We start from the raw sequence: 20,553 nt of genomic DNA, 5'->3' as shown, positions 1-20,553 counted from the left end.
CTGCGCGAGACCTGCGTTCAGCCTGCACCCAAGTCGCGATTGGCGTCGTCCGGACGTCTTGCGTATGAAGATCAAGATCAAAAGCTTCCCGGCTGAAGCCGGTCCTACAGACCTCATATACATGTAGGACCGGCTTTAGCCGGGAAAGCGTAATGCGTCACGCTGCAAATCTTGTGGTGTTCAATCCGACCTCTTCCCGGCTAAAGCCGGTCCTACAGACCACATCTCCGATCGTGCCCACGCTCCGCGTGGGTATGCATCACGGGACGCTCCGCGTCCATACCAGGCGCAAGCCGGTCCTACTGACCGCATAGACATGTAGGACCGGCTTTAGCCGGGAAGACGCCGGTGTGGTCACCGGTGATGGCGCGGCCTGAGACAGGCGCCTCAGGCCTGGTTGCCACCGCGGCTCAATGCACCCAGACGACCGGAGATCGACTGCATGCCTTTGCCCAGTTCGCGCAGGGTGCCGGCATCCCGGGCGCCTTGTTCGCTGGAGGCGTGGATGCGTACCGCCAGCTCGTTGATTTCGTGAGTGACATGGCTCTGCTCTTGGGCGGCCACGGCGATTTGATGGGCGCGCTGGACGATGTCATCGAAGCTGAAGACGGTAGTGCCCAGCGTGGCAGCCACATTGACCGCCTGCTGTACCGATTCCCGGGTGCGCTGGGCGCCGTTCTGCATGGTCGACACCGCCGCACTGGAGGCCTGCCGCAGTTGCGAGATCATCTCTTGAATTTCGTTCGCCGAGGCCTGGGTTCTGCCGGCCAGCGTGCGCACCTCATCCGCCACCACCGCAAAACCACGCCCCTGTTCACCTGCGCGGGCCGCTTCGATAGCGGCGTTCAGCGCCAGCAGGTTGGTCTGCTGGGAGATTGACTTGATCACTTCCAGCACGCTGCCCACGCGCTCGATGTCATCGCCCAATTGGGTGATGGCGCCCGCCGCGCCGGCAATGTCCGTTGCCAGTACTTCGATGGACTGGCTGTTGCTGTTGACCTGATCCTGGCTTTTCTGCGCATCCCCCAGGGAACGGCGGGCGGTGTCGGAGCAGTCTGTGGTGTTCTGGGCGACTTCGTTGGCACTGGCCGACATCTCGGTGATTGCGGTCGCCAGCAAGGTATTGTCCTGGCGCTGGGATTCGGCCCGCTCGGCGACGCCTTGGGACAGCTGCGCCAGCTCGTTGGCCTGGCGTTCCAGGGACACCGACTCCTCGGCGATGCGGTGCAGCATGTCGCGCAGGGAACCGGCGTAGCGGTTGACCGACTCACGCAGTGCGCCGATCTCGTCGGCGCGCAAAATCGCCAGCTGAGTATCGATCTGACCGCCCTGGCCCAGACTCGATATCTGCGCGGTGGTTTCCTCCAGTTGCGCCAACAGCCGCTTGCCTGCCAGCCACGCCAGACCCAGCAGCACGCCCAACAGCGGCAACAGGAACAACAGAATTTGTCCGGTGAGGCGGTCGGCCAGGCCGACGACGCGGGCTTCCGGGGTTACCAGGCCAATGCGCCATCCGGTGCCGGCCATGGTCGCCAGGGTCACGTAGGCCGGGCCGTTGAGCCGACCGTCGTGCTCAATCCTCAGGGTCGAGAGGGCCGAGGTGTTGCTCGCAAGCTGATCAGCCACCGGCTTCAACCAGGGTTGCTCCTGGCTCAATCCGGTAATGGTCAACAGGCCCTTGGTGCCTTTCGCATCGGGGAAATACAGCAGATTCCCTGAGGGATCGACCGCAAATGCGTAGCCGTCAGTGACGCCGCCTTTGTCCTTGAGGAAGGCCGCCAGACCGTCAAGCTTCAGGTCGATGGTCGCCACACCGGCGAACGCGCCCTGGGCCCGGTAAGGCACGCTGCAGGTGGTCATTGCCACACCGCTGACCGGGTCCTGATAAGCATCGGACCAGACGCAATGCCCTGCCGGTGCAGACTTGGCCCCGGTGTACCAGGACTCAGCCTGATAAGGCGGCGTTTTGGCGTGGTTGTATTCGTCGGAAAAGTCCAGTCGATTGCCCGCGTCCCGTGCCCAGAAAAAACTGCGCCGTTCGGTGCCTGCGGCAAAGGCGTTGGGCTCCGGCCACACGCCGCCACCGGCGATGGCGGAATCCCCCTGGCTGTCGATCAAGCCGGGGAAATTGCTCATGTACAGGGTTTCTTCGTGGGGCAGTGTCTCCGCCAGCAGCGCCATGGCAGCAGCGGTCCCCTCGATGCGACTCAATGGCAGCGCCAGCTGACGGGTGATGGCGCTGGCTGACTGCTCCGCCGACTCGGTGCCGGCGGCCACCAGTTGGGGTTTGCCGCCCAGGGTCATGACCGCGAAAATCGCCACCGCCGTGAGAATCAGCAATGTCAGGATCCCCAGGGTCATTCGTCCAGCAATACGGCGGGGAATCAAAGACATGGTCAAGCTCCGAAGGAAATGTAGGGCTACATTTGCAACGGCCATGACAGGGAAAAGTTGAAGCCGGACCGTGGTTTAAGCGAGGTGGGCGACCGGTGGTCATAGGACGACTCGCCAAATTCCCCGCCCGTCCCGCTCAGAGCTGCATTGCGTCCCGCGCCACCCGAACGTGCTCGGGTAATTCATGGGCATGTTCCATCAACCACGCATCCAGCGTGTGCCCGACGTGGGTCAGCACAGCCCGCTCGGGTTTCAGCTCGGCAATGATCTTCAGTGCCAGCGTCACATCATTGTGGTTGCGCGGCGTTTGCGGCTGGGGCGGCATGGAGCAGTCGAGGACCAGCACGTCGAGTGCCTCGCGCTGCAAAAAGCTCTGGGTGTCGTGGGGCAAGCCGACGGTGTCGGTGAGGTAGGCGATGCGCCGCCCTCCGCCTTCCAGCAGATAACCCAGCGTTGGCTTGGAGTGCAGCAGCGGCAGCGCGGTGACTTGCAGGTTGCCCAGCGACCGGCTTTCGAAGGGCATGAACGGCTGGCTGAAATCCAGTATGCCGGGGTGCTTGTACAGGTCCGACAGCCCTTCCGCGTCCACCGGGCCATGCACCGGGATCACCAGGCCCTGGCCCCAGCGCAGGTGCAGCAGGCCTTGAGCATGGTCGGCGTGGTAGTGAGTCTGCAAGATGCCGCTGAGGCTGCGCGGCGGGAAGCGTTCGGTGAGGTCGGGCAAGCCGCTGTCGATCAGCCAGCGTTGTTCCCCCAGTTCCACCAGCGCGCAACACGGGCGGCGGCGCAGGCGTTGGTCGGCGTGGGCGGCGCGACAGGCCGCGCACTCACAGCCGTAAACCGGGACTTGCCGCGCATCCCCCGTCCCCAACAGGGTCAGGCGCATGCGGGCGCGCGCTGCAGTCGTTGCAACAATCGGGCGACGGTTTGCTCCAGGGCGCCGGAATTGTCCAGCACGATCATCGACGGGTCACTCATCTGCAAATCGTCAGCGAATTGCGCGTTGCGTGCCAGTCGGGTTTCGATGTCTTCGGCCGATTCCCGCGCCCGACTGAGCAAGCGCTCCCGCAATACCGATTGATCCACTGTCAGCAGCACCACCCACAGCGACGGATAACGCAACCGCGCCTGGGGCAGGTGCCCGCGCGAACCGTTGACCAGCACATCGTGCCCCTCGGCGAGCCATTGATCGATCTCTTTCGGAATGCCGTAATGCAGGCCGTTGGCGAACCAGTCGAGTGCAAACGCGCCCTCGGCCTGCAGCGCCTCGAAGCGCTCGACGCTGACGGCCTGGGCCGCTTCGCCCCTGGCTTCCGCCGACCGGGTGATGACCCGCCGAACGATCCGGCAGTCCCGCGCGGCCAATGCCTCGCGGGCCGCGTCCAGCAGGCTGTCCTTGCCCGAACCCGACGGCCCGATGAGATAGATCAACCTGCCTGCCATCAGAACACCCTCTTCGCTTGTCGCCAGACTTGTTGAATGATTGGCAGTGTGCCCAAAGCCCGGGCGTGGATCAGGTCGGCACGCAGGCCGACGCGGATTTCGCCGCGATCCTGCAAGCCCGCCGAACGGGCCGGTGCCAGGCTGACCGTAGTGACTGCACGCGCCAGTCCCGCACCTGTCGACTCGTCCGCTGCATCCAGCTGGGCGCCCAGGGTGAACGCCGCCTGCAACAGGCTGGCCGGATAGTAATCGCTGGAGAGAATATCCAGTAGCCCTTCTTCGGCCAATGTCGCCGCCGCGATGTTGCCCGAGTGCGAACCGCCGCGAACGATGTTCGGCGCGCCCATCAACACGCTCATGCCCAGACGCCGGCAGCCCTGTGCGGCTTCGAGGGTGGTCGGGAACTCGGCGATGCTCATGCCGTAACCCGCCGACTCTTCCACGTGGGCCAGGGTGGCGTCGTCGTGGCTGGCCACCGACAACCCACGGGCCAGGCAGATGTCGACGATGGCCCGGCGATAACGGTCGCTGTAGGTTTTGGAGTTGGCGACCTGTTCGACAATGAAGGCGTCCATTTGCTCGCTGCTCAGGTGGTACTTGCCCATGTAGTACTCACGGTACTTGGATTCGAGGGCGAACTGGCGCTGGCCCGGCGAATGGTCCATCACCGACACCAGTTGCACCAGCGGCTGCTCGACCAGGTCACGGAACACGCTGAGGGTGTCGGGATGGCAGACTTCGCAGCGCAGGTGCAAGCGGTGCTCGGCGCGGGTCATGTCGGCGGCGTTGGCCTTGGCGATCGCGTCGACCATGCCCGGCAATTGCTGCATGCGCTTGCCCTTGGGATTGACGTCGCCGATGGACAGCGCGTCGAACACCGTGGTGATGCCCGCCGCGATGATTTGCGCGTCGTGGCTCATCACCGCCGAGGCCGACGGCCAGTCCACACCGGGGCGCGGGCTGAGGTGTTTTTCCAGGTTGTCGGTGTGCAGTTCGACCAGCCCCGGCAGCAGGTAGTCACCGTTGAGGTTCTGCGCGTGGGACAGCTGGCTGATGCTGTCATCGACTTCGCTGATCAACCCGTCGCGCAGCACCACGGTGCCGGTGAACACGCGCTCGGCAGTGACGATCTTGGCGTGGGTCAGGATCTGTTCGTTCAGCATTGTTCGGTCTCCTTCGGGCTCGACACCATCGAGGGTTGCAGGTCGACATCTGGCGGGGTCATGTCCAGGTGGCGGTCGGACACCGCTTCCCGGGCCAGTCGGTCGTGGAAGATGCCAATCACCGCAGCGCCGGCGCTTTTCGCTTCAAGGATCAATTCAAGGACCACCTGGCGATTGCCGTCGTCCAGCGAAGCGGTAGGCTCGTCCAGCAGCATCACCGGCCACGGCACCATGAAGCCGCGGGCGATGTTGACGCGCTGCTGCTCGCCGCCGGAAAACGTGCCCGGCGCCAGCTGCCACAGCCGTTGGGGAATGTTCAGCCGAGCGAGCAGATGCTCGGCGCGGGCCTGGGCGTCTTCGCGTTTCCAGCCGCGGGCCAGCGCCGGTTCCATGACCACGTCCACAGTGGCGACGCGGGGAATCACCCGCAGAAACTGGCTTACGTAGCCGAGGGTGTGCTGGCGCACCTGCAGCACCTCCCGCGGCGCAGCGCCGACCAGCTCGATCCACTCGCCCTGGTGCTGCACGCGAATGCTGCCGCCGGCCGGCAGGTAGTTGCCGTAGAGGGTGCGCAGCAGCGTGCTTTTGCCCGCGCCGGAATGGCCGTGGAGCACCAGGCACTCGCCGCCGCTGACGGAGAAATTCAGGCCGCGCAGCACGTTCAGCACCACGCCGCTCTGCTGGTGCAGGGTGAAGGTTTTCGAGAGGTCATGGACCTCGATCAGCGTGTTCATTGAAGGCATCCCGAGAGGCGGATCATGGCTGCAGCACCGAAGACACCAGCAGCTGCGAATACGGATGTTGCGGGTCGTCGAGGATCTGATCGGTCAAGCCGGTTTCCACCACGTGGGAACGGCGCATCACCATCAGTCGATCGGCAAGCAAGCGGGCGACGGCCAGGTCGTGGGTGACGATGACCACCGCCAGGTCCAGCTCGCGCACCAGCCCGCGCATCAGGTCCAGCAAACGCGCCTGCACCGACACGTCGAGGCCGCCGGTGGGTTCGTCCATGAACACCAGCCGTGGGCCGGACACCAGATTTCGGGCGATCTGCAAACGTTGTTGCATGCCGCCGGAAAAGGTTCGCGGCAGGTCGTCGATGCGCGCCGGGTCGATCTCCACTTGGTTGAGCCAGTCCAGCCCCGCCGCCCGCAGCGCCTGATAATTGCGCACGCCCTGGGCCATCAGCCGCTCGCCGATATTGGCCCCGGCCGACACCGCCATGCGCAGGCCGTCGCGGGGGTTCTGCTCAACGAAGCCCCACTCGGTGCGCAGCAAGGTGCGGCGCTCGGCCTCGCTGGCGCTGTACAGATCCAGCCATTGGCCGGCATTTTTGTGGGTGTCGGCGAGGCGGTAATCGATGACGCCCCGGTCGGGCAGGCAACGGCCGCTGAGCAGCGAAAGCAGCGTGGACTTGCCCGAGCCTGACTCGCCGACGATGCCCAGCACCTCCCCCGGATAGAGCTCGAAGCTGACGTCCTGGCAGCCTTTCTCCGGGCCGTACAACTTGGTCAGGCCGCGCACTTTGAGCAGCGGTTGAGTGCGATCGCCCAGCGCATCGCGGTCGATCTGTTGAGCAGCGTTCATAGCGCGGCCCTCCCCTGGCTGACCCGTTGCGCGCAGTAGTCGGTGTCCGAGCAGACGAAGCTCTGGGTGCCCTGATCGTCGAGGATCAGCTCGTCGAGGAACGAATCATGGCTGCCGCAGATGGCGCAGTTGTGTTCCCACTTCTGCACTTCGAAGGGGTGGTCCTCAAAGTCCAGGCTGGTGACGCGGGTGAACGGCGGCACGGCGTAAAGACGCTTCTCGCGACCGGCGCCGAACAGCATCAGCGCCGGGCTCATGTCCAGTTTCGGGTTGTCGAATTTGGGGATCGGCGACGGGTCCATGACGTAGCGCTCGTCGACGGTCACCGGGTAGGCGTAGGCCGTGGCGATGTGGCCGAAGGTGGCGATGTCCTCGTAAAGCTTGACGTGCATGACGCCGTAATCATTCAGGGCGTGCATGGTGCGGGTCTCGGTTTCCGACGGTTCGATGAAGCGCAACGGCTCCGGAATCGGCACCTGATAGACCATGATCTGGTCGGCGTGCAGCGGCGTTTCCGGGATGCGGTGACGGGTCTGGATGATCGTCGCTTCGCGGGTGCGTTCAGTGGTGGCGACGCCGGCGGTGCGGGCGAAAAAGCGGCGGATCGACACGGCGTTGGTGGTGTCGTCGGCGCCCTGATCGATGACTTTGAGCACGTCTTCGGCACCGAGGATCGCGGCGGTCAGTTGCATGCCGCCGGTGCCCCAGCCATAGGGCAGCGGCATTTCACGGCCACCGAAGGGCACTTGATAACCGGGAATGGCCACGGCCTTGAGCAGGCCGCGACGGATCATGCGTTTGGTCTGTTCATCCAGGTACGCGAAGTTGTAGGCCTCGTCTCGCGGCGTCTGTGGTTGCGGACGTGGCTGCGTGGCGGCGTTCATTGAGCCTGCTCCTTGGAGGGCGTGCGCAGTTTGCGGATCAGTTCCAGTTCGGCCTGGAAGTCCACGTAGTGCGGCAGTTTCAGGTGCGAGACGAAACCGGCGGCTTCGACGTTGTCGCAGTGGGCGAGCACGAACTCTTCCTGCTGGGCCGGGGAAACGATCTCCTCGCTGTACTCACCGGCGCGCAACGAGCGGTCCACCAGCGCCATGCCCATGGCTTTGCGTTCGGCGTGCCCGAAGGCCAGGCCGTAACCGCGCGTGAACTGCGGCCGCTCGGTGGCGGAACCGACGAACTGGTTGACCATCTCGCACTCGGTCACCTCAATGGCGCCAATGGAAATCGGGAAGCCCAGCCCTTCCGGCTCGATCCACACTTCAACGTCACCCACACGAATCTCCCCGGCGAACGGGTGATTGCGGCCGTAGCCGCGCTGGGTCGAATAGCCCAGCGCCAAGAGAAAGCCTTCATCGCCCCGGGCCAGCGCCTGCAGGCGTTCGGCGCGGCTGGCCGGGTACTCCAGTGGCTCGCGGGTGATATCAGCGACCGGTGCGCCGGTGTCCTGTTCTTCCTTGATCAGGCCTTCTTTCGCCAGCAATCCCAGCACCCGCGGACAGTCCTGGACCGCCGCGTCGGCCTGACTTTCAGGGCCAGGGAATTCGCCTTCCGCCAGCAAGGTGAAGTCCAGCAAGCGGTGGGTGTAATCGAAGGTCGGTCCCAACAGCTGCCCGCCGGGCACATCCTTGAACGTGGCCGACAGACGCCGGTTGAGCTGCATGTTGGAGGTGTCGATCGGCAAGCTGGCGCTGAAGCGCGTCAGCGTGGTGCGGTAGGCGCGCAGCAGGAAGATCGCTTCCACCAGATCGCCGGCCGACTGCTTGATCGCCAGCGCGGCGAGTTCGGCGTCGTACAGCGAGCCCTCGGTCATCACCCGGGCGACGGCCAGGGGCAATTGCTGACGGATCTGTTCCACGCCCAGCTCGGCAACCGAGGGGTCGCCCCGGCGCTGTTTCGCCAGCAGTTTGTGGGCATTGTCGATGGCCTGTTCGCCACCTTTGACGGCAACGTACATCAGGCCGCTCCTCTTGAGGGTTGAAGACTCGAAGGCTGGGACTTGAACAGCACTTGAGTACTGCGCGGCAAACCGAGCAATTCGCTGCCGGCGACGAAGAACACGTCGATCCCGCGGGGGAAGTCATTGCGCGCTTCGCGCTCCTGCCAGAACGCTTCCTGCAGCGGCAGGCTGACGTGGTTTTGGCGTTCGATGCCCGGCCCGCGCCAGGCCAGTTGCGTGCCGCCCTGCAGGCTCGGCAACTGGACCAGCAGCGTGCAGGACTGATCGGGATAGCGATCATTGCCCAGGTCGAAACCGCTGAGGTCGTGCAACTGGCTGTCGTCGAGCAGCGCGAAGCGGGCGTTCTGCCGGTCGCTGACGATCGGGCAACCACAATGGAAGGTCAGGTTGGCACGAATGGCCTGGGTGTCGAATTTGGGCGCAAGCCACAGTGGCGTGTCGATGTCCAGCAAGGCCAGGCACAGGGCGTGGCTGGCCGCGGCGAGGACTTCGAGGTGCGGCGGGGTTTGCGTGGCGAGCAGGCTTTGCGCGACACCGGGGCCGGCCAGCGCCTTAAGGGCGGCGCGAAAACTGCGCTGGGCATCCAGCACCGGATCGTTGAATGCCGGCTGCAGCAAGGACGCGGGCAAGGATTCAGTTGCGAGAAAGGTGCTCATTAGTTTTCTCCTCTGACCAGGGTGAAGAAGTCCACTTTGGTCGCGGCGGTATCGGCTTGTTGTCGAGCCCGACGCAGAGCCTGCGAGCGAGCCAGCGGGTCAATCAGTTCTGTGATCCAGTGCGTCTGTTGAGCACCCTGCAAATGGGCGTCGGCCAGAGCGGCGAGTTCGGCGTGGGCCTTGTCACGCCCGGCCAGGTAGCTGAAGCCGGTGCAGCCGTCGGCCAGGCGCACCACGCAACGGGTCACGGTCATCTCGCCGACGTTGAACGGCGCACCGCTGCCGCCCATGCGGCCCCGCACCAGGGTCATGCCGATTTCCGGCGCGCGGATCAGTTGGTATTTGGCGTCACGCAATGCGGCTTCGTGGGCCAGCAATTCATCGCGGCGGCTGCGCGAGAGCACGCCGATCCAGTGCTGGCGGGCGGACAGTTCGGCGGCTGAAGCGTCGGGCGCGGTGGAGGGAACGGGTGTCGCAGTCATCGAGGGCATCTCCATCAGGTGACGATCTGATACTGGAAGCGGTCGGAGCGGCTGGTGGAATGGGCAATCTCCACCGGGTTTCCGTGCGCATCATGGGAAAGGGTGAGCACCGTCAGCGCCGGCAGATGACGCGGCATCAGCAGCACACTGGCTTCTTCGCGACTGGGCAGGCGCGCGCCGATCAGGCTGAAGGTGCGAGTCAACGGCAATTGCCGTTCGGTGAGGAACTGGCGCACCGACCCGCTGACGTAGTCGGCGATCAACGACGCGCGGGTGGCGCAGTAACGGTGGCGAATCAGGCAGACCGGCTGGCCGTCGAGGCGGCGCAGGGTTTGCAGTTCGATCAGCGGCGCGTGGGGTTCGAGGCCCAGATGCGCGGCCTCCTCCACCGTCGCCGTGCAATGCCGGCGTTGCAGCAGCACAGCCTCGACGCCGTGGCCGAGCGCGGCAAGGGATTCGCTGTAGGCACTGCCGGCAGCAACCGGGTACACCAGCGGCCGCCCCAACACCTGGGTGCCTTTGCCCTGGCGGCGCAGCAGGCTGCCTTCGCGGACCAGCTCGTCGATGGCCCGGCGAACCGTATGCCGGTTGACCTCGAAGCGTGCGGCGAGCTGGATTTCAGCCGGCAGGTATTCACCGGCGGTGTAGCGGTCGAGTTCACTGCGCAGGGTCTGCGCCAGTTCGCGGTACATGGGTTCCCGATGCGTGGCTTCTCGACGCGTCGGCTCTCGGTGCAGGGCTTCGGATTGTCTAGACAACTGCATGGCTAAAAAAGGGTTCGCACCCTCTCCTGTCGTGGTCATTAGATGAACTGCTTGCGCAGGCGCTGGGAGAAGATGTCGATGACGCTCACCACCACGATGATCACCAGCAGCACCGAACAGGTCTGGGTGAACTGGAAGGCGCGGATGTTTTCCCAGAGGATGACGCCAATCCCGCCGGCACCGACCATTCCCACCACCGTGGCCGAGCGAACGTTGGATTCAAAGCGGTACAGCGCGTAGGAAATCCACAGCGGCATGACTTGCGGGATGACCCCGAAGATCACCTCCTGCAAGGCACTGGCGCCGGTGGCTCGAACGCCCTCGACCGGGCCCGGATCAATCGCTTCCACCGCTTCGGCAAACAGCTTGGCGAGCACACCGGTGGTGCTGATCCACAACGCCAGGACACCGGCAAACGGGCCCAGACCAACAGCGACCACAAAGAGCATGGCGAAGACCATTTCGTTGATCGAGCGGAACGAATCCATGACTCGACGCAGCGGTTGATGAATCCACCACGGCGTGATGTTGTCGGCGCAGAGAATGCCCAGCGGCACCGAGCAGACGATCGCCAGCAGCGTGCCCCAGAGGGCGATCTGCACCGTGACGATCATTTCCTTGAGGTACGCGCGCCATTCGTGGAAATCGGGCGGGAAAAAGTCGGCGGCGAAAGTCGCCATGTTGCCGGAGTCGCGGTACAGCGCCAGCGGGTTCATTTCCGCGCCGTGCCAGGCCCAGGCCATCATCGCCAGGAACAGGCCCCAGCCAAGGTACTGCGGCCAGCTGCGCTTGCCAGCGGCCTGGATGTAAGCAGCGTGAGTGGTCATAAAGAATCCAGTTGCGATCGGGTGAAGCGTCATGACTGGCGCGCTGGGCCCTCGAGCTGCAGCGCGCCCCGTGCATCAACCCGCCTTGGCGGTGCCTTGTTTTTCCAGCTCGGAAATCCGGTCCTGCAGCTTGGTCAGGCCGGCGTCGATGTCTTTCAGGCGCGTGGCCTTCTCCTCGGCGCTGAGGGTGGTGCTGGCGGTGGTCTCGGTTTTCTGCTTGAACAGCTCGAGCTGGCGAATGGTCAGCAACTGGTCGTCCGAGGACTTGAGAAACTTGCCCATCTGCATGTTCTTCAGCACGGCCTTTTCTTCGTCGGTGTCACCGTAATTGGCGAAGAAATCGCGGATCTTGTTCTTGTCCGCGTCCGACAGGCCCTTGCGCCAGACCATCGGGTCGGCCGGGATCAGTGGCGATTTCCAGATCACCTTGAGCATCGCCGCCTTGTCCGGCTGGGTGACTTCCAGACGGTCCCAGCTTTCGGTGTTGAAGGTGGCGACGTCCAGTTGCCCTTTGGCCACGCTGAGGGCGTTGACTTCATGGCTGGAGTTCAGCGTGCGTTTGAAGGCGGTGGCGGCGTCGACGTGGTTCTGCGCGAACACGTAGTAACCCGGCACCAGATAGCCCGAGGTGGAATTCGGGTCGCCGTTGCCGAAGGTCAGTTCCTTGGCGTGCTTGAGCATGTCCTCGACTGAATTGATCGGACTGTCCTTGCGCGCAATGATCACGCTCCAGTAGCCGGGCGCACCGTTGGCGGCGGCGGTCTGGGCGAAGATTTCGCCACCGGAACGGTCCACCGCCTCCATGGCGGCCTTGTTGCCGAGCCAGGCGACGTCGACCTTGTTGAAGCGCATGCCCTGGATCAGGCCGGCGTAGTCGGAAGCGAAGGTGGCGTTGACTTTCAGCCCGGTCTTTTTGGTCATGTCGTCGATGAACGGCTGCCAGACGCTCTTCAGGTTCTGCGACGACTCGGTGGACATGATGCCGAAGTTGATGACGTTGTCATCGGCCTGCGCAGTGCCCATCAGGCAACCGGCGACGACAGCGGCAGACGCGAAGACGCGCCCGATACGGTTCAACATGGGGAACTCCCGGAGCTGGGTTGGTTGTTGGGGTGTTGCCTGGTTTATGGGGTTTGTCAGTGCTGCAGCTGAATCAGGCGCGGGCCATCATCAGTCGCGACGGTCGTTCGCTGTCCCGTGCCGTGCCGTCGAACATCAGGCTGGTGTCAGCGTCGGCGCCGTACAGGTCATTGAGGAACTGGCCGTTGAGCTCGCTGCCGTTGCCGTCGAAGTGAATGCGCCCGCCCTTCAGTGCCACGGCACGCGGGCAATAGCGCACGGCGTAATCCACCTGATGCAGGGTGACGACGACGGTCTTGCCGTCCCGGCGGTTGATGTCGGCGAGGATTTCCATGACCTTGCGCGCGGACTCGGGGTCGAGGGAGGCAATGGGCTCGTCGGCCAGAATGACCTCGGCCTGCTGGGTCAGCGCGCGAGCGATAGCCACCCGCTGCTGCTGGCCGCCGGACAGGGTCGAGGCCCGTTGCGCCGCCAGATCGGCAAGGCCCACGCGGTCGAGGTTGGCCATGGCCCGGGCTTTCTCTTCGGCATTGAACAGCCCGAGACTGCCACGCCAGCGCGGCATGCGACCGAGGCAGCCGAGCAGGACGTTGTCGAGGACGCTGAGGCGATTGACCAGATTGAATTGCTGAAAGATGTAGCCGATGTCGGCGCGCAGTCGGCGCACTTTGCCGTTGAGGCGGCCCGAAGCCTGCACTTCACGGCCCAGCACCTGGACGCTGCCGCCATTGCTGCGATCGCAGCAGGCCAGCCCGGCCAGATGGCGCAACAGGGTGGATTTGCCGGAACCGGAAGCGCCGATCAGCGCCACCATTTCCCCGTGTTGTATAGACAATGCAAGGTCAACCAAAGCGGTCTTGCGGGCGAATGTCTTGTTCAGGCGGTCGACGTGGATGGCTGCGGTCATGGGCTTCTCTGGTCTTGTGATTCCAGCGTCCTGCCGGGGGTGAATGATCAGCCGCACGACCGTCCATGGCCGCGTTCGGTGCGAGTGACATTAGGGGCAGCCTGTGGCAGTTCCATGAATCGACGATGACGGCGGAGTGTCAGTTCAGAGACGGTTTGATGCGGGATTTTTCGGGGGTTTTGTGGACATCAGGACGTTAAAGGGCGCTTTAGCGGCCGTGGGGGATAGACAAGTCGCGCGGATGTTGAAGGCCGGATGGGGAGGGTTCTGGCAGGGCTGAAATAAATAATTCGTGCCGTTGGTCCGTTGGCACAACCCGATGCAGTGAGGGGGACTGGCTTTAGCCGGGAAAGCGTTGGGTGGTGCGCCGCAAGACTCAGGGTGTGCGGGCTGGCCCCTTCCCGGCTAAAGCCGGTCCTACTATGCGTGCTTTGATCTGCTTTTGATCTTCGTACACAAAAGGCTCAGTCACCGCCGATCGCGACTTGGGTGCAGGCTGAACGTAGACGACGCGTAGTGGGCCGAGCCGCATGGATGCGGCGAGAGCGCCGTCAGGACAGGGATGTCCGTTCGGCGCGGGCCCACGGAGCGTCGTCGGAGTGAGGGTATTCCGACGAAGGAGGAACCAAGCCAGGAGCAAGCACCCTTGGTTACTTGGGGATGGTGCGACTTTCGACTTTTCCAAGTAACTCGCCGAAGGCGAAACCCGAGGCCGTTAGGCCGACGCTCTTGATCTTGATCAGACGTTTAGATCCTGAACGTCCCCACCAAATGCTGCAGCCGCGCCGTCTGGTGCTCCAGATGCGCGCAGGCATCAAGCGTCGATTTCAGGTTATCGACCCCTTCCTGATTCAGCGTATTGATCTCCGTAATGTCGACATTGATCGACTCCACCACCGCCGTCTGCTCCTCGGTCGCGGTCGCCACCGACTGGTTCATGCCATCGATCTCACTGATCCGGCGGGTCACACTGTTCAGGCGTTCGCCGGCCTGATTGGCGATGGTCACACTGTTCTCGCTCTGGCGCTGGCTCTCGGTCATGTTGATCACCGCATCACGGGCGCCGACCTGCAACTCCTCGATCATGCCCTGCACCTGCTGCGCCGAATCCTGAGTGCGATGCGCCAGGTTCCTCACCTCATCCGCCACCACCGCAAAGCCGCGCCCCGCTTCCCCTGCCCGCGCCGCTTCAATGGCGGCGTTGAGCGCGAGCAAGTTGGTCTGCTGGGAAATACCGGTGATCACTTCCAGAATCTGACCGATGTTGGCCGTTTTGTTGTTCAGCGTTTCGATATTGGCGCACGACTCACTGATCTTCTCGGACAGCTGGTTCATCGCCTTGATGGTCTGGCTGACGACGCCCTGACCTTCACTGGCCAACTGCGTGGCTTCACTGGAATGCTGCGACGCCAGCGCGGCGTTCTGGGCGATTTCCTGGGCGGCGGCGCCGAGCTGGTTGATCGCGGCGGCCACGCTGCTGGTACGGCTGGTCTGCTGATCGGAATTGCCCATCGACGAGTTCGAGGCCCCGACCACACGGGCCGCGACTTCACCCAGTTGCCCCGCGGTCGACGCCACTTCGCGGATCGAGCTGTGAATACGCTCGACGAAACGGTTGAACGACTGCGCCAACGCGCCGAATTCATCCTGGGACACAATCACCAGACGCTTGGTGAGGTCGCCTTCCCCGTCAGCCATGTCCTGCATCGCCCGGCCCATCTGGTGCAACGGCTGCATCAGCACGCGGATCAACAGCCCCAGCAGCAGCATGATGATCGCCACCGCAATGACCATGGCGAGAATCGCCGAAGAGCGGAATTCACTGAGCATCGAATAGGCCGCGTCGCGGTCGAGGACCAGCGCCACGTACCAGTTCGCCGATGACAGGCCTTCCACCTTGGTGAACGAGATGATCTGCCCCTTGCCGCCGGACTCGATTTCCGCCACGCCCGGCGCGATGGTCGGCGCACCGTTCGGATAGGCCTCGCTGACGTTCTTGAGGATCAGCTTGCTGTCCGGGTGAATCAGAATCTTGCCGTCGGCGCTGACGATGTACGCATAGCCATGGCCGCCGAAGTTCAGCGAGTTGATGGTCTTGCTGATCGCGTCCAGGGAAATGTCCGCGCCCGCGACGCCGATCATTTGCCCCTGCTGGCGCACCGGTGTGGCCAGCGTCACCACCAGCTTGCCCGACGACGCGGCGATGTAGGGCTCGGTCACGATAATGCCCTGGGCCGCATCCGCCGCCTTGTACCAGCCACGGGCCCGCGGGTCATAGTCGGCCGGGCGGTTGCCCGTCGGCACGGAAAACATCACGCCGTCCTTGCTGCCGAAATAACTGAGCTGGAAGTTGTCCGGGTAAACCGGCAAACCGATCACGCGCTGCAGGCTGCTTGCCGATGGGCCGTCCACAGCGATCTGCTGAGCCATGGAGTTGAGCAACTGCGTGCGGCTGTCGAGCCAGGTTTGAATGTTCTGCGTGGTCAGACTGCCCAACTGTTGAAGTTCGGAGGCGACACTGTTTTTCAAGGTTTGGCGCTGGCGATAATCGTTCACCAGAATAAAACACGAGAAAGCAACTACCACGATGAGTGCAGCAGCCAGCAGGATTTTTCTGCTGAAACCCAGACGTTTAATCATATGCGTGTGTCCATAACAGAGATGACAGCGACAAGAGTGCGATGCCGATAGGTGCGCTGCGCTTTGCACGGGTGCAGCAGGAAAGAGAAGGCACGGCCTGAAAGATGTTTCGGCTGCAACGGCACGGAATTTAGGGCTGGGTGGTGATGAAAGTTGAGCGCTGTTCTTCGGGAAGAGAAATAGTTGAACTTCAATGCAATTGCTGAGGGTTAGTTGATGTAGTGGATCCAATAAAGACCGTTTTTTATATACGGCTTAATTAACAAACGTCGAATATGGGCGCGATGAATTGCCGATGTGTTCGCGCAGCCATATGACGCGGAGCGTCAGGGAATGCATTCCCACGCAGAGCGTGGGCACGATCGGGCATATATGGCTTAACTAACAGACGTCGAATATGAGCGGCAGGAATAACCGACGTGTTCCTGCAGCCATATGACGCGGAGCGTCAGGGAATGCATTCCCACGCAGAGCGCGGGAATGATCGGGCGACCGGGTGTCAGCTCGAAACAACCCCATAGCCCACACGGGCCCCTTCCCGGCTAAAGCCGGTCCCACTAACAGCAGCGTGTAGATTCAGGAGGACCGGCTCTGACTGTAGGACCGGCTTCAGCCGGGAAGCGCTTGATCCGCTTTTGATCTTCATACGCAAATGGCGAAATATCTGCAGTTCAGCAGATGCTCTTGATCTCCCTGCGCAGCACGCATCATCACGACTCCAGATGACACCGCACCCGCTCCCCCTCCACCCCCCCCCTCGCCGGCAACAACGCCTGCGGCCTCTCGCAACCCGAGGTTGCCTTCGGACAACGATCCCGGAAAAAACACCCCGTCGGCAACGTCCGATTGCCCGGCAGCTCGGTCGGCGCCGACACCTGAGCGTCGTCCACCGCCACCCCCAGCCGCGGCACCGCCTCCAGCAACAGCTGCGTATACGGATGACGCGGGCGCTCCAGCACCTCCGCCGCGGTACCCAACTCCACAATCTGCCCCAGGTACATCACCGCCAGCCGGTCGGCCATGTGCCGCACCACCGACACATTGTGGGAAATCAAAATGTACGTCAGGTCCCGGCTGCGCTGCAGCTCCGCCAACAAGTTGAGCATCTGCGCCTGCACCGAAATATCCAGCGCCGACGTCGGCTCATCGAGCACGATGATGTCCGGATTGGACGACAACGCCCGGGCAATGGCGATCCGCTGACGCTGCCCGCCAGAAAACTGATGGGGAAACCGATCAAGGTATTCCGTACGAATGCCCACCTGCGCCGCCACCTTCGCCGCAATGGCCCGCATCTCGTGGCGCGGCGCCGATCGCTGCACGAACAACGGCTCGGTGATGACTTTCCACACCGGCAGCCTCGGATCGAGGGACGACTGCGGGTCCTGAAACACAATCTGCACGTTGCTGCTGCGTTCCTTATCGCTGTTGTAGACCCAGTCAAGCCGGCCCGAGGTCGGCTTGATCAAGCCCATCAACAACTGCGCCAGGGTGCTTTTGCCGCAGCCGGATTCCCCGACCACGCCGAGGGTTTCGCCGGCACGGACCTGCAGATCGATGCCATTCAGGGCATGGGCCAGCGCCTTCGGGCGACCGAGCCAGTCCTTGCCCATCGGGTAATGCACGCGCACGTCTTGCAGGCCGAGGATGGTCGGGCTCTCGCCGGGCAAGCTCTGCAGGGCTGAACGGATCATGGCCGCGACTCCTGTGCGGTGGCGTGTGAGGGCGCGCTTAACCAGCAGGCGCTTTTGCGGTCAGCGGCGGCGTCGATGGTCTGCATCGGCGGTCGCTGCAGGCATTGAGCCGTGGCGAAGGGGCAACGATCAAGGAAGGTGCAGCCCTCCGGCAGCGCCGAAAGGTTGGGCACCTGCCCGGGAATGGTCATCAGGTCCTGGCCCGGTTCGACCTGCTCCGGCAACCCGCTGAGCAAACCCTGGGTGTACGGGTGTCGCGGGTCGGCCATCACCTGCGCGGTGACGCCCTGCTCCACCACCGCACCGGTGTACATCACGTACACCCGATCGCAGAACTGCGACACCAGCGCCATGTCATGGGTGATCAGCAGAATCGCCGTGCCCCGCGCGCGGGCCTTTTCCCGCAGCAGCAACAGCACTTGCCGCTGCACCGTGACGTCCAGCGCGGTGGTCGGTTCGTCGGCGATCAGCAACTGCGGGTCGCAGGAGAACGCCAGAGCGATCATCACCCGCTGACGCATGCCGCCGGAAAGTTCGAAGGGGTAGCTGTTCATCACCTGCTCGGGGTCGGCGATGTGCATGTCCCGCAGCAACGCGATCGCTTTGGCCTTGGCGTCGGCCTTGCTCAGGCGCTGGTGATGGATGATCACGTCGAGCATCTGCCGACCGATGCGGCGGGTCGGATTGAGCGCGGTCATGGGCTCCTGGAAGATCATGGCGGCGTCGCGGCCACGCACACTCAACAGGTCCTTCTCTTTGGCGGTGAGCATGTCGCGGCCGAGAATACTCAGGCTGCCACTTTTCACTTCGTAAGAGCGCTCCGGCAGCAGGCGCAGGCTGAGCATCGCGGTGACCGACTTGCCCGAACCGGACTCACCGATGACCCCGACGATCTCGCCGGGATTCACGTGCAGCGACACGCCATTGAGCGCCTTGACCGTGCTTTTGTAGGCCGGGAATTCGATGCGCAGGTCGTCGATCACCAGCACCGGGGCCTGCGCCGCAAGGGGTTGTTGAACAGATGCCTGCATGGTCATTTCCCCTGCTGCCGTGGGTCGAGCAAGTCCCGCACGCCGTCGCCCAAAAGGTTGAAACCGGTGGCGGTGATCAGAATCGCCACGCCGGGAAAGGTCGAGTACCACCATTGGTCGAGGATGTAGTTGCGCCCAGTTGCGACCATCGCGCCCCACTCCGCCGTCGGCTGTTGCGCGCCCAGGCCGATGAAACCCAGCGCCGAGGCCATGAGGATGGCGCTGCCGATGTCCAGGCTCAGTTGCACCAGCAACGGCGGCATGGCATTGCGCGCCACGTGCCAGATGACCATGTGCCAGCGTCCGGCGCCGAAGGTTTCGGCGGCCTTGACGTAACCCATCTGGCGGATGCTCAGGGCCTGCCCACGGGCCAGCCGCACGTAAAACGGAATCCGCACCAGTGTGATTGCCAGCATGGCGTTGAACAGGCTCGGACCCAGCGCCGCAGCCAGGGCCATGATCAGCACCAGCGATGGCACCGACAGCATGATGTCCATCAGGCGCATGATCAGCCCGTCGAAACGCCCGCCGATGATCCCGGACATACAGCCGAGCAAGCCGCCGGCAAAGCACGAAGCGAACGCCACAAAGAGGCCGACACCGACGGATTGGCGGCTGCCGTACAGCACGCGGCTGAACAGATCGCGGCCCACTTCGTCGGTGCCGAACCAATGGGCGGCGGACGGCGCGGCCAGGCGCTGAGTCAGATTAAGCGCATTGGGGTCATGGGACGCGAGCCAAGGCGCAAAGGCCATCACCAGCAGCACCATCACGGTAATCAGCAGCCCGGCCATGGTCAGTGGACTGCGGCGAATCTGATGGGCCAGATACGCCCATTTGTCCTGCCAACGCGAGGCGGCCGGCAGTGGCGCCACGGCGGGCGCGGTGATCGGAGTCGTCATGTCAGTTGACCTCGCCAATGCGCGGATCGATCAGGCGGTACAGCAGATCGATCGCCATGTTCAGCAGCACATAAATGAAGGAAACCATGATCGCGAAGCCCATCACTGCCGGGAAATCCAGCGACTGGATCGACTTGACCACGTAAGCGCCCATGCCCGGCCAGGCGAACACGGTTTCCGTGAGCACCGCGCCGTAGAGCAGATCGCCCAGGGTCAGTCCCAATACCGTCACCGAGGGAATCAGCGCGTTGGGCAAGGCGTGTCGCAGAATCACTGCCCATTTCGACAGGCCGTAGGCGCGAGCGGTACGGATGTAATCTTCGCCGAGCTGGTCGAGCATCGCCGAGCGAATCTGCCGCGCCACCACGCCCAGGTTGACGAAGCCCAAGGTGATGGCCGGCAGAATCAAGTGCTGCACGGCGTTGAAGAACAGCCCGGTGTCGCCCGCCAGCAGCGTATCGATCAGGTAAAAACCGGTGACGGTCCGGGGTGGGTCCAGGCCTTCATCCAGGCGCCCGCTGCCGGGCAGCCAGTTCAGGTGACCGTAAAACAGCACGATCAGGCCCAGCCCGAGCCAGAACGCCGGGGTCGAAATCCCGGTCACCGCGAGGGTTCGCGCGACCTGGTCTATGAAGCGGTTGTGGTACACCGCCGAGAGCACGCCCAACGGCACACCCACCAGAATCGACAACGTCAGCGCCGCCAGCGCCAGCTCCAGCGTTGCCGGGAAGAACGCCTGCAAGTCTTCGAACACCGGACGATGGGTGCGAATCGACGTGCCCAAATCGCCGTGCAGCAGGTCGAGCATGTAGCGGCCGTATTGTTGATACAGCGGCAGATCCAGCCCCAGCTGATGGCGGATGTTTTCGACGATGGCGTCGGTGGCACGGTCCCCGGCGATCAGTCGCGCGGGGTCGCCCGGAATCAGGTGCGAGATGGAAAAGGTAATCAGGGAAACGCCGAACACCACCAGCAGCAGGCCGCCCAGGCGTTTGCGCAGCATATTCAGGAAGGCCATGGGGCACC

At 63.6% G+C, this 20,553-nt stretch carries 18 protein-coding genes and 3 pseudogenes; all 21 read right to left on the bottom strand.

The window, feature by feature from the left end:
* Positions 1-387: 387 nt before the first annotated feature.
* A pseudogene (locus AC3ISG_RS11135) lies at positions 388-987 on the bottom strand (methyl-accepting chemotaxis protein); the annotation flags it as partial.
* Positions 988-1,245: 258 nt separating this feature from the next.
* A pseudogene (locus AC3ISG_RS11130) lies at positions 1,246-2,136 on the bottom strand (PDC sensor domain-containing protein); the annotation flags it as partial.
* Positions 2,137-2,530: 394 nt separating this feature from the next.
* The gene (gene phnP, locus AC3ISG_RS11125; RefSeq protein WP_489299271.1) at positions 2,531-3,280 is read right to left on the bottom strand and encodes a phosphonate metabolism protein PhnP; all 750 of its coding nucleotides are present in this window, start codon (positions 3,278-3,280) and stop codon (positions 2,531-2,533) included.
* On the bottom strand, positions 3,271-3,837 hold the full coding sequence (phnN, locus tag AC3ISG_RS11120; protein WP_489299270.1) for a phosphonate metabolism protein/1,5-bisphosphokinase (PRPP-forming) PhnN: 567 nt from the start codon (positions 3,835-3,837) through the stop codon (positions 3,271-3,273). The genes phnP and phnN overlap by 10 nt, the downstream gene beginning before the upstream one ends.
* Complete coding sequence (locus tag AC3ISG_RS11115) at positions 3,837-5,000, bottom strand: alpha-D-ribose 1-methylphosphonate 5-triphosphate diphosphatase (protein WP_489299269.1); 1,164 nt, start codon at positions 4,998-5,000, stop codon at positions 3,837-3,839. The genes phnN and AC3ISG_RS11115 overlap by 1 nt, the downstream gene beginning before the upstream one ends.
* Positions 4,994-5,734, bottom strand: coding sequence for a phosphonate C-P lyase system protein PhnL (gene phnL / locus AC3ISG_RS11110; protein WP_489299268.1), 741 nt, complete (start codon positions 5,732-5,734; stop codon positions 4,994-4,996). Before phnL ends, AC3ISG_RS11115 begins: the two co-directional genes overlap by 7 nt.
* Positions 5,735-5,756: 22 nt before the next feature.
* Positions 5,757-6,587 (bottom strand): phosphonate C-P lyase system protein PhnK, encoded by an 831-nt coding sequence (phnK, locus tag AC3ISG_RS11105; RefSeq protein WP_489299267.1) that lies wholly within the window; start codon positions 6,585-6,587, stop codon positions 5,757-5,759.
* Entirely contained in the window at positions 6,584-7,471 is an 888-nt protein-coding gene (locus AC3ISG_RS11100; RefSeq protein ID WP_489299266.1) for an alpha-D-ribose 1-methylphosphonate 5-phosphate C-P-lyase PhnJ, read from the bottom strand. The genes phnK and AC3ISG_RS11100 overlap by 4 nt, the downstream gene beginning before the upstream one ends.
* Positions 7,468-8,541: a carbon-phosphorus lyase complex subunit gene (locus AC3ISG_RS11095; RefSeq protein WP_489299265.1), complete on the bottom strand. Its 1,074-nt coding sequence runs from the start codon at positions 8,539-8,541 to the stop codon at positions 7,468-7,470. The genes AC3ISG_RS11100 and AC3ISG_RS11095 overlap by 4 nt, the downstream gene beginning before the upstream one ends.
* Positions 8,541-9,173, bottom strand: coding sequence for a phosphonate C-P lyase system protein PhnH (phnH, locus tag AC3ISG_RS11090; protein ID WP_489299501.1), 633 nt, complete (start codon positions 9,171-9,173; stop codon positions 8,541-8,543). Before phnH ends, AC3ISG_RS11095 begins: the two co-directional genes overlap by 1 nt.
* Positions 9,174-9,199: 26 nt before the next feature.
* Complete coding sequence (phnG, locus tag AC3ISG_RS11085) at positions 9,200-9,682, bottom strand: phosphonate C-P lyase system protein PhnG (protein WP_489299264.1); 483 nt, start codon at positions 9,680-9,682, stop codon at positions 9,200-9,202.
* Positions 9,683-9,696: 14 nt separating this feature from the next.
* A complete protein-coding gene (gene phnF, locus AC3ISG_RS11080) occupies positions 9,697-10,446 on the bottom strand; it encodes a phosphonate metabolism transcriptional regulator PhnF (protein ID WP_420793070.1) in 750 nt (249 codons plus the stop codon).
* 38 nt (positions 10,447-10,484) lie between these two features.
* A complete protein-coding gene (gene phnE, locus AC3ISG_RS11075; protein WP_122535792.1) occupies positions 10,485-11,273 on the bottom strand; it encodes a phosphonate ABC transporter, permease protein PhnE in 789 nt (262 codons plus the stop codon).
* A 75-nt stretch (positions 11,274-11,348) separates the two neighbouring features.
* Positions 11,349-12,353 (bottom strand): phosphonate ABC transporter substrate-binding protein, encoded by a 1,005-nt coding sequence (phnD, locus tag AC3ISG_RS11070; protein WP_122535791.1) that lies wholly within the window; start codon positions 12,351-12,353, stop codon positions 11,349-11,351.
* A 73-nt stretch (positions 12,354-12,426) separates the two neighbouring features.
* Entirely contained in the window at positions 12,427-13,260 is an 834-nt protein-coding gene (gene phnC / locus AC3ISG_RS11065) for a phosphonate ABC transporter ATP-binding protein (protein WP_489299263.1), read from the bottom strand.
* Positions 13,261-14,007: 747 nt separating this feature from the next.
* On the bottom strand, positions 14,008-14,772 hold the full coding sequence (locus AC3ISG_RS11060; RefSeq protein WP_420793071.1) for a methyl-accepting chemotaxis protein: 765 nt from the start codon (positions 14,770-14,772) through the stop codon (positions 14,008-14,010).
* Between the two features lie 93 nt (positions 14,773-14,865).
* A pseudogene (locus AC3ISG_RS11055) lies at positions 14,866-15,900 on the bottom strand (HAMP domain-containing protein); the annotation flags it as partial.
* Between the two features lie 710 nt (positions 15,901-16,610).
* Positions 16,611-17,594 carry an oligopeptide/dipeptide ABC transporter ATP-binding protein gene (locus AC3ISG_RS11050; RefSeq protein ID WP_489299262.1) on the bottom strand — a complete coding sequence of 328 codons (984 nt, stop codon included), beginning with the start codon at positions 17,592-17,594 and terminating at the stop codon, positions 16,611-16,613.
* A complete protein-coding gene (locus tag AC3ISG_RS11045) occupies positions 17,591-18,625 on the bottom strand; it encodes an ABC transporter ATP-binding protein (protein ID WP_489299261.1) in 1,035 nt (344 codons plus the stop codon). Before AC3ISG_RS11045 ends, AC3ISG_RS11050 begins: the two co-directional genes overlap by 4 nt.
* 2 nt (positions 18,626-18,627) lie before the next feature.
* Positions 18,628-19,527, bottom strand: a complete 900-nt coding sequence (gene ddpC / locus AC3ISG_RS11040; RefSeq protein ID WP_192172213.1) for a D,D-dipeptide ABC transporter permease — start codon at positions 19,525-19,527, stop codon at positions 18,628-18,630.
* A gap of 1 nt (position 19,528) precedes the next feature.
* Positions 19,529-20,545, bottom strand: a complete 1,017-nt coding sequence (locus AC3ISG_RS11035) for an ABC transporter permease (RefSeq protein WP_489299260.1) — start codon at positions 20,543-20,545, stop codon at positions 19,529-19,531.
* Positions 20,546-20,553: the final 8 nt, after the last annotated feature.

The sequence above is a fragment of the Pseudomonas sp. GL_135 genome, from assembly GCF_057834665.1.
Note: the sequence above shows the minus strand (reverse complement) of the source record. Positions and strands in the feature narration are given on the sequence as shown.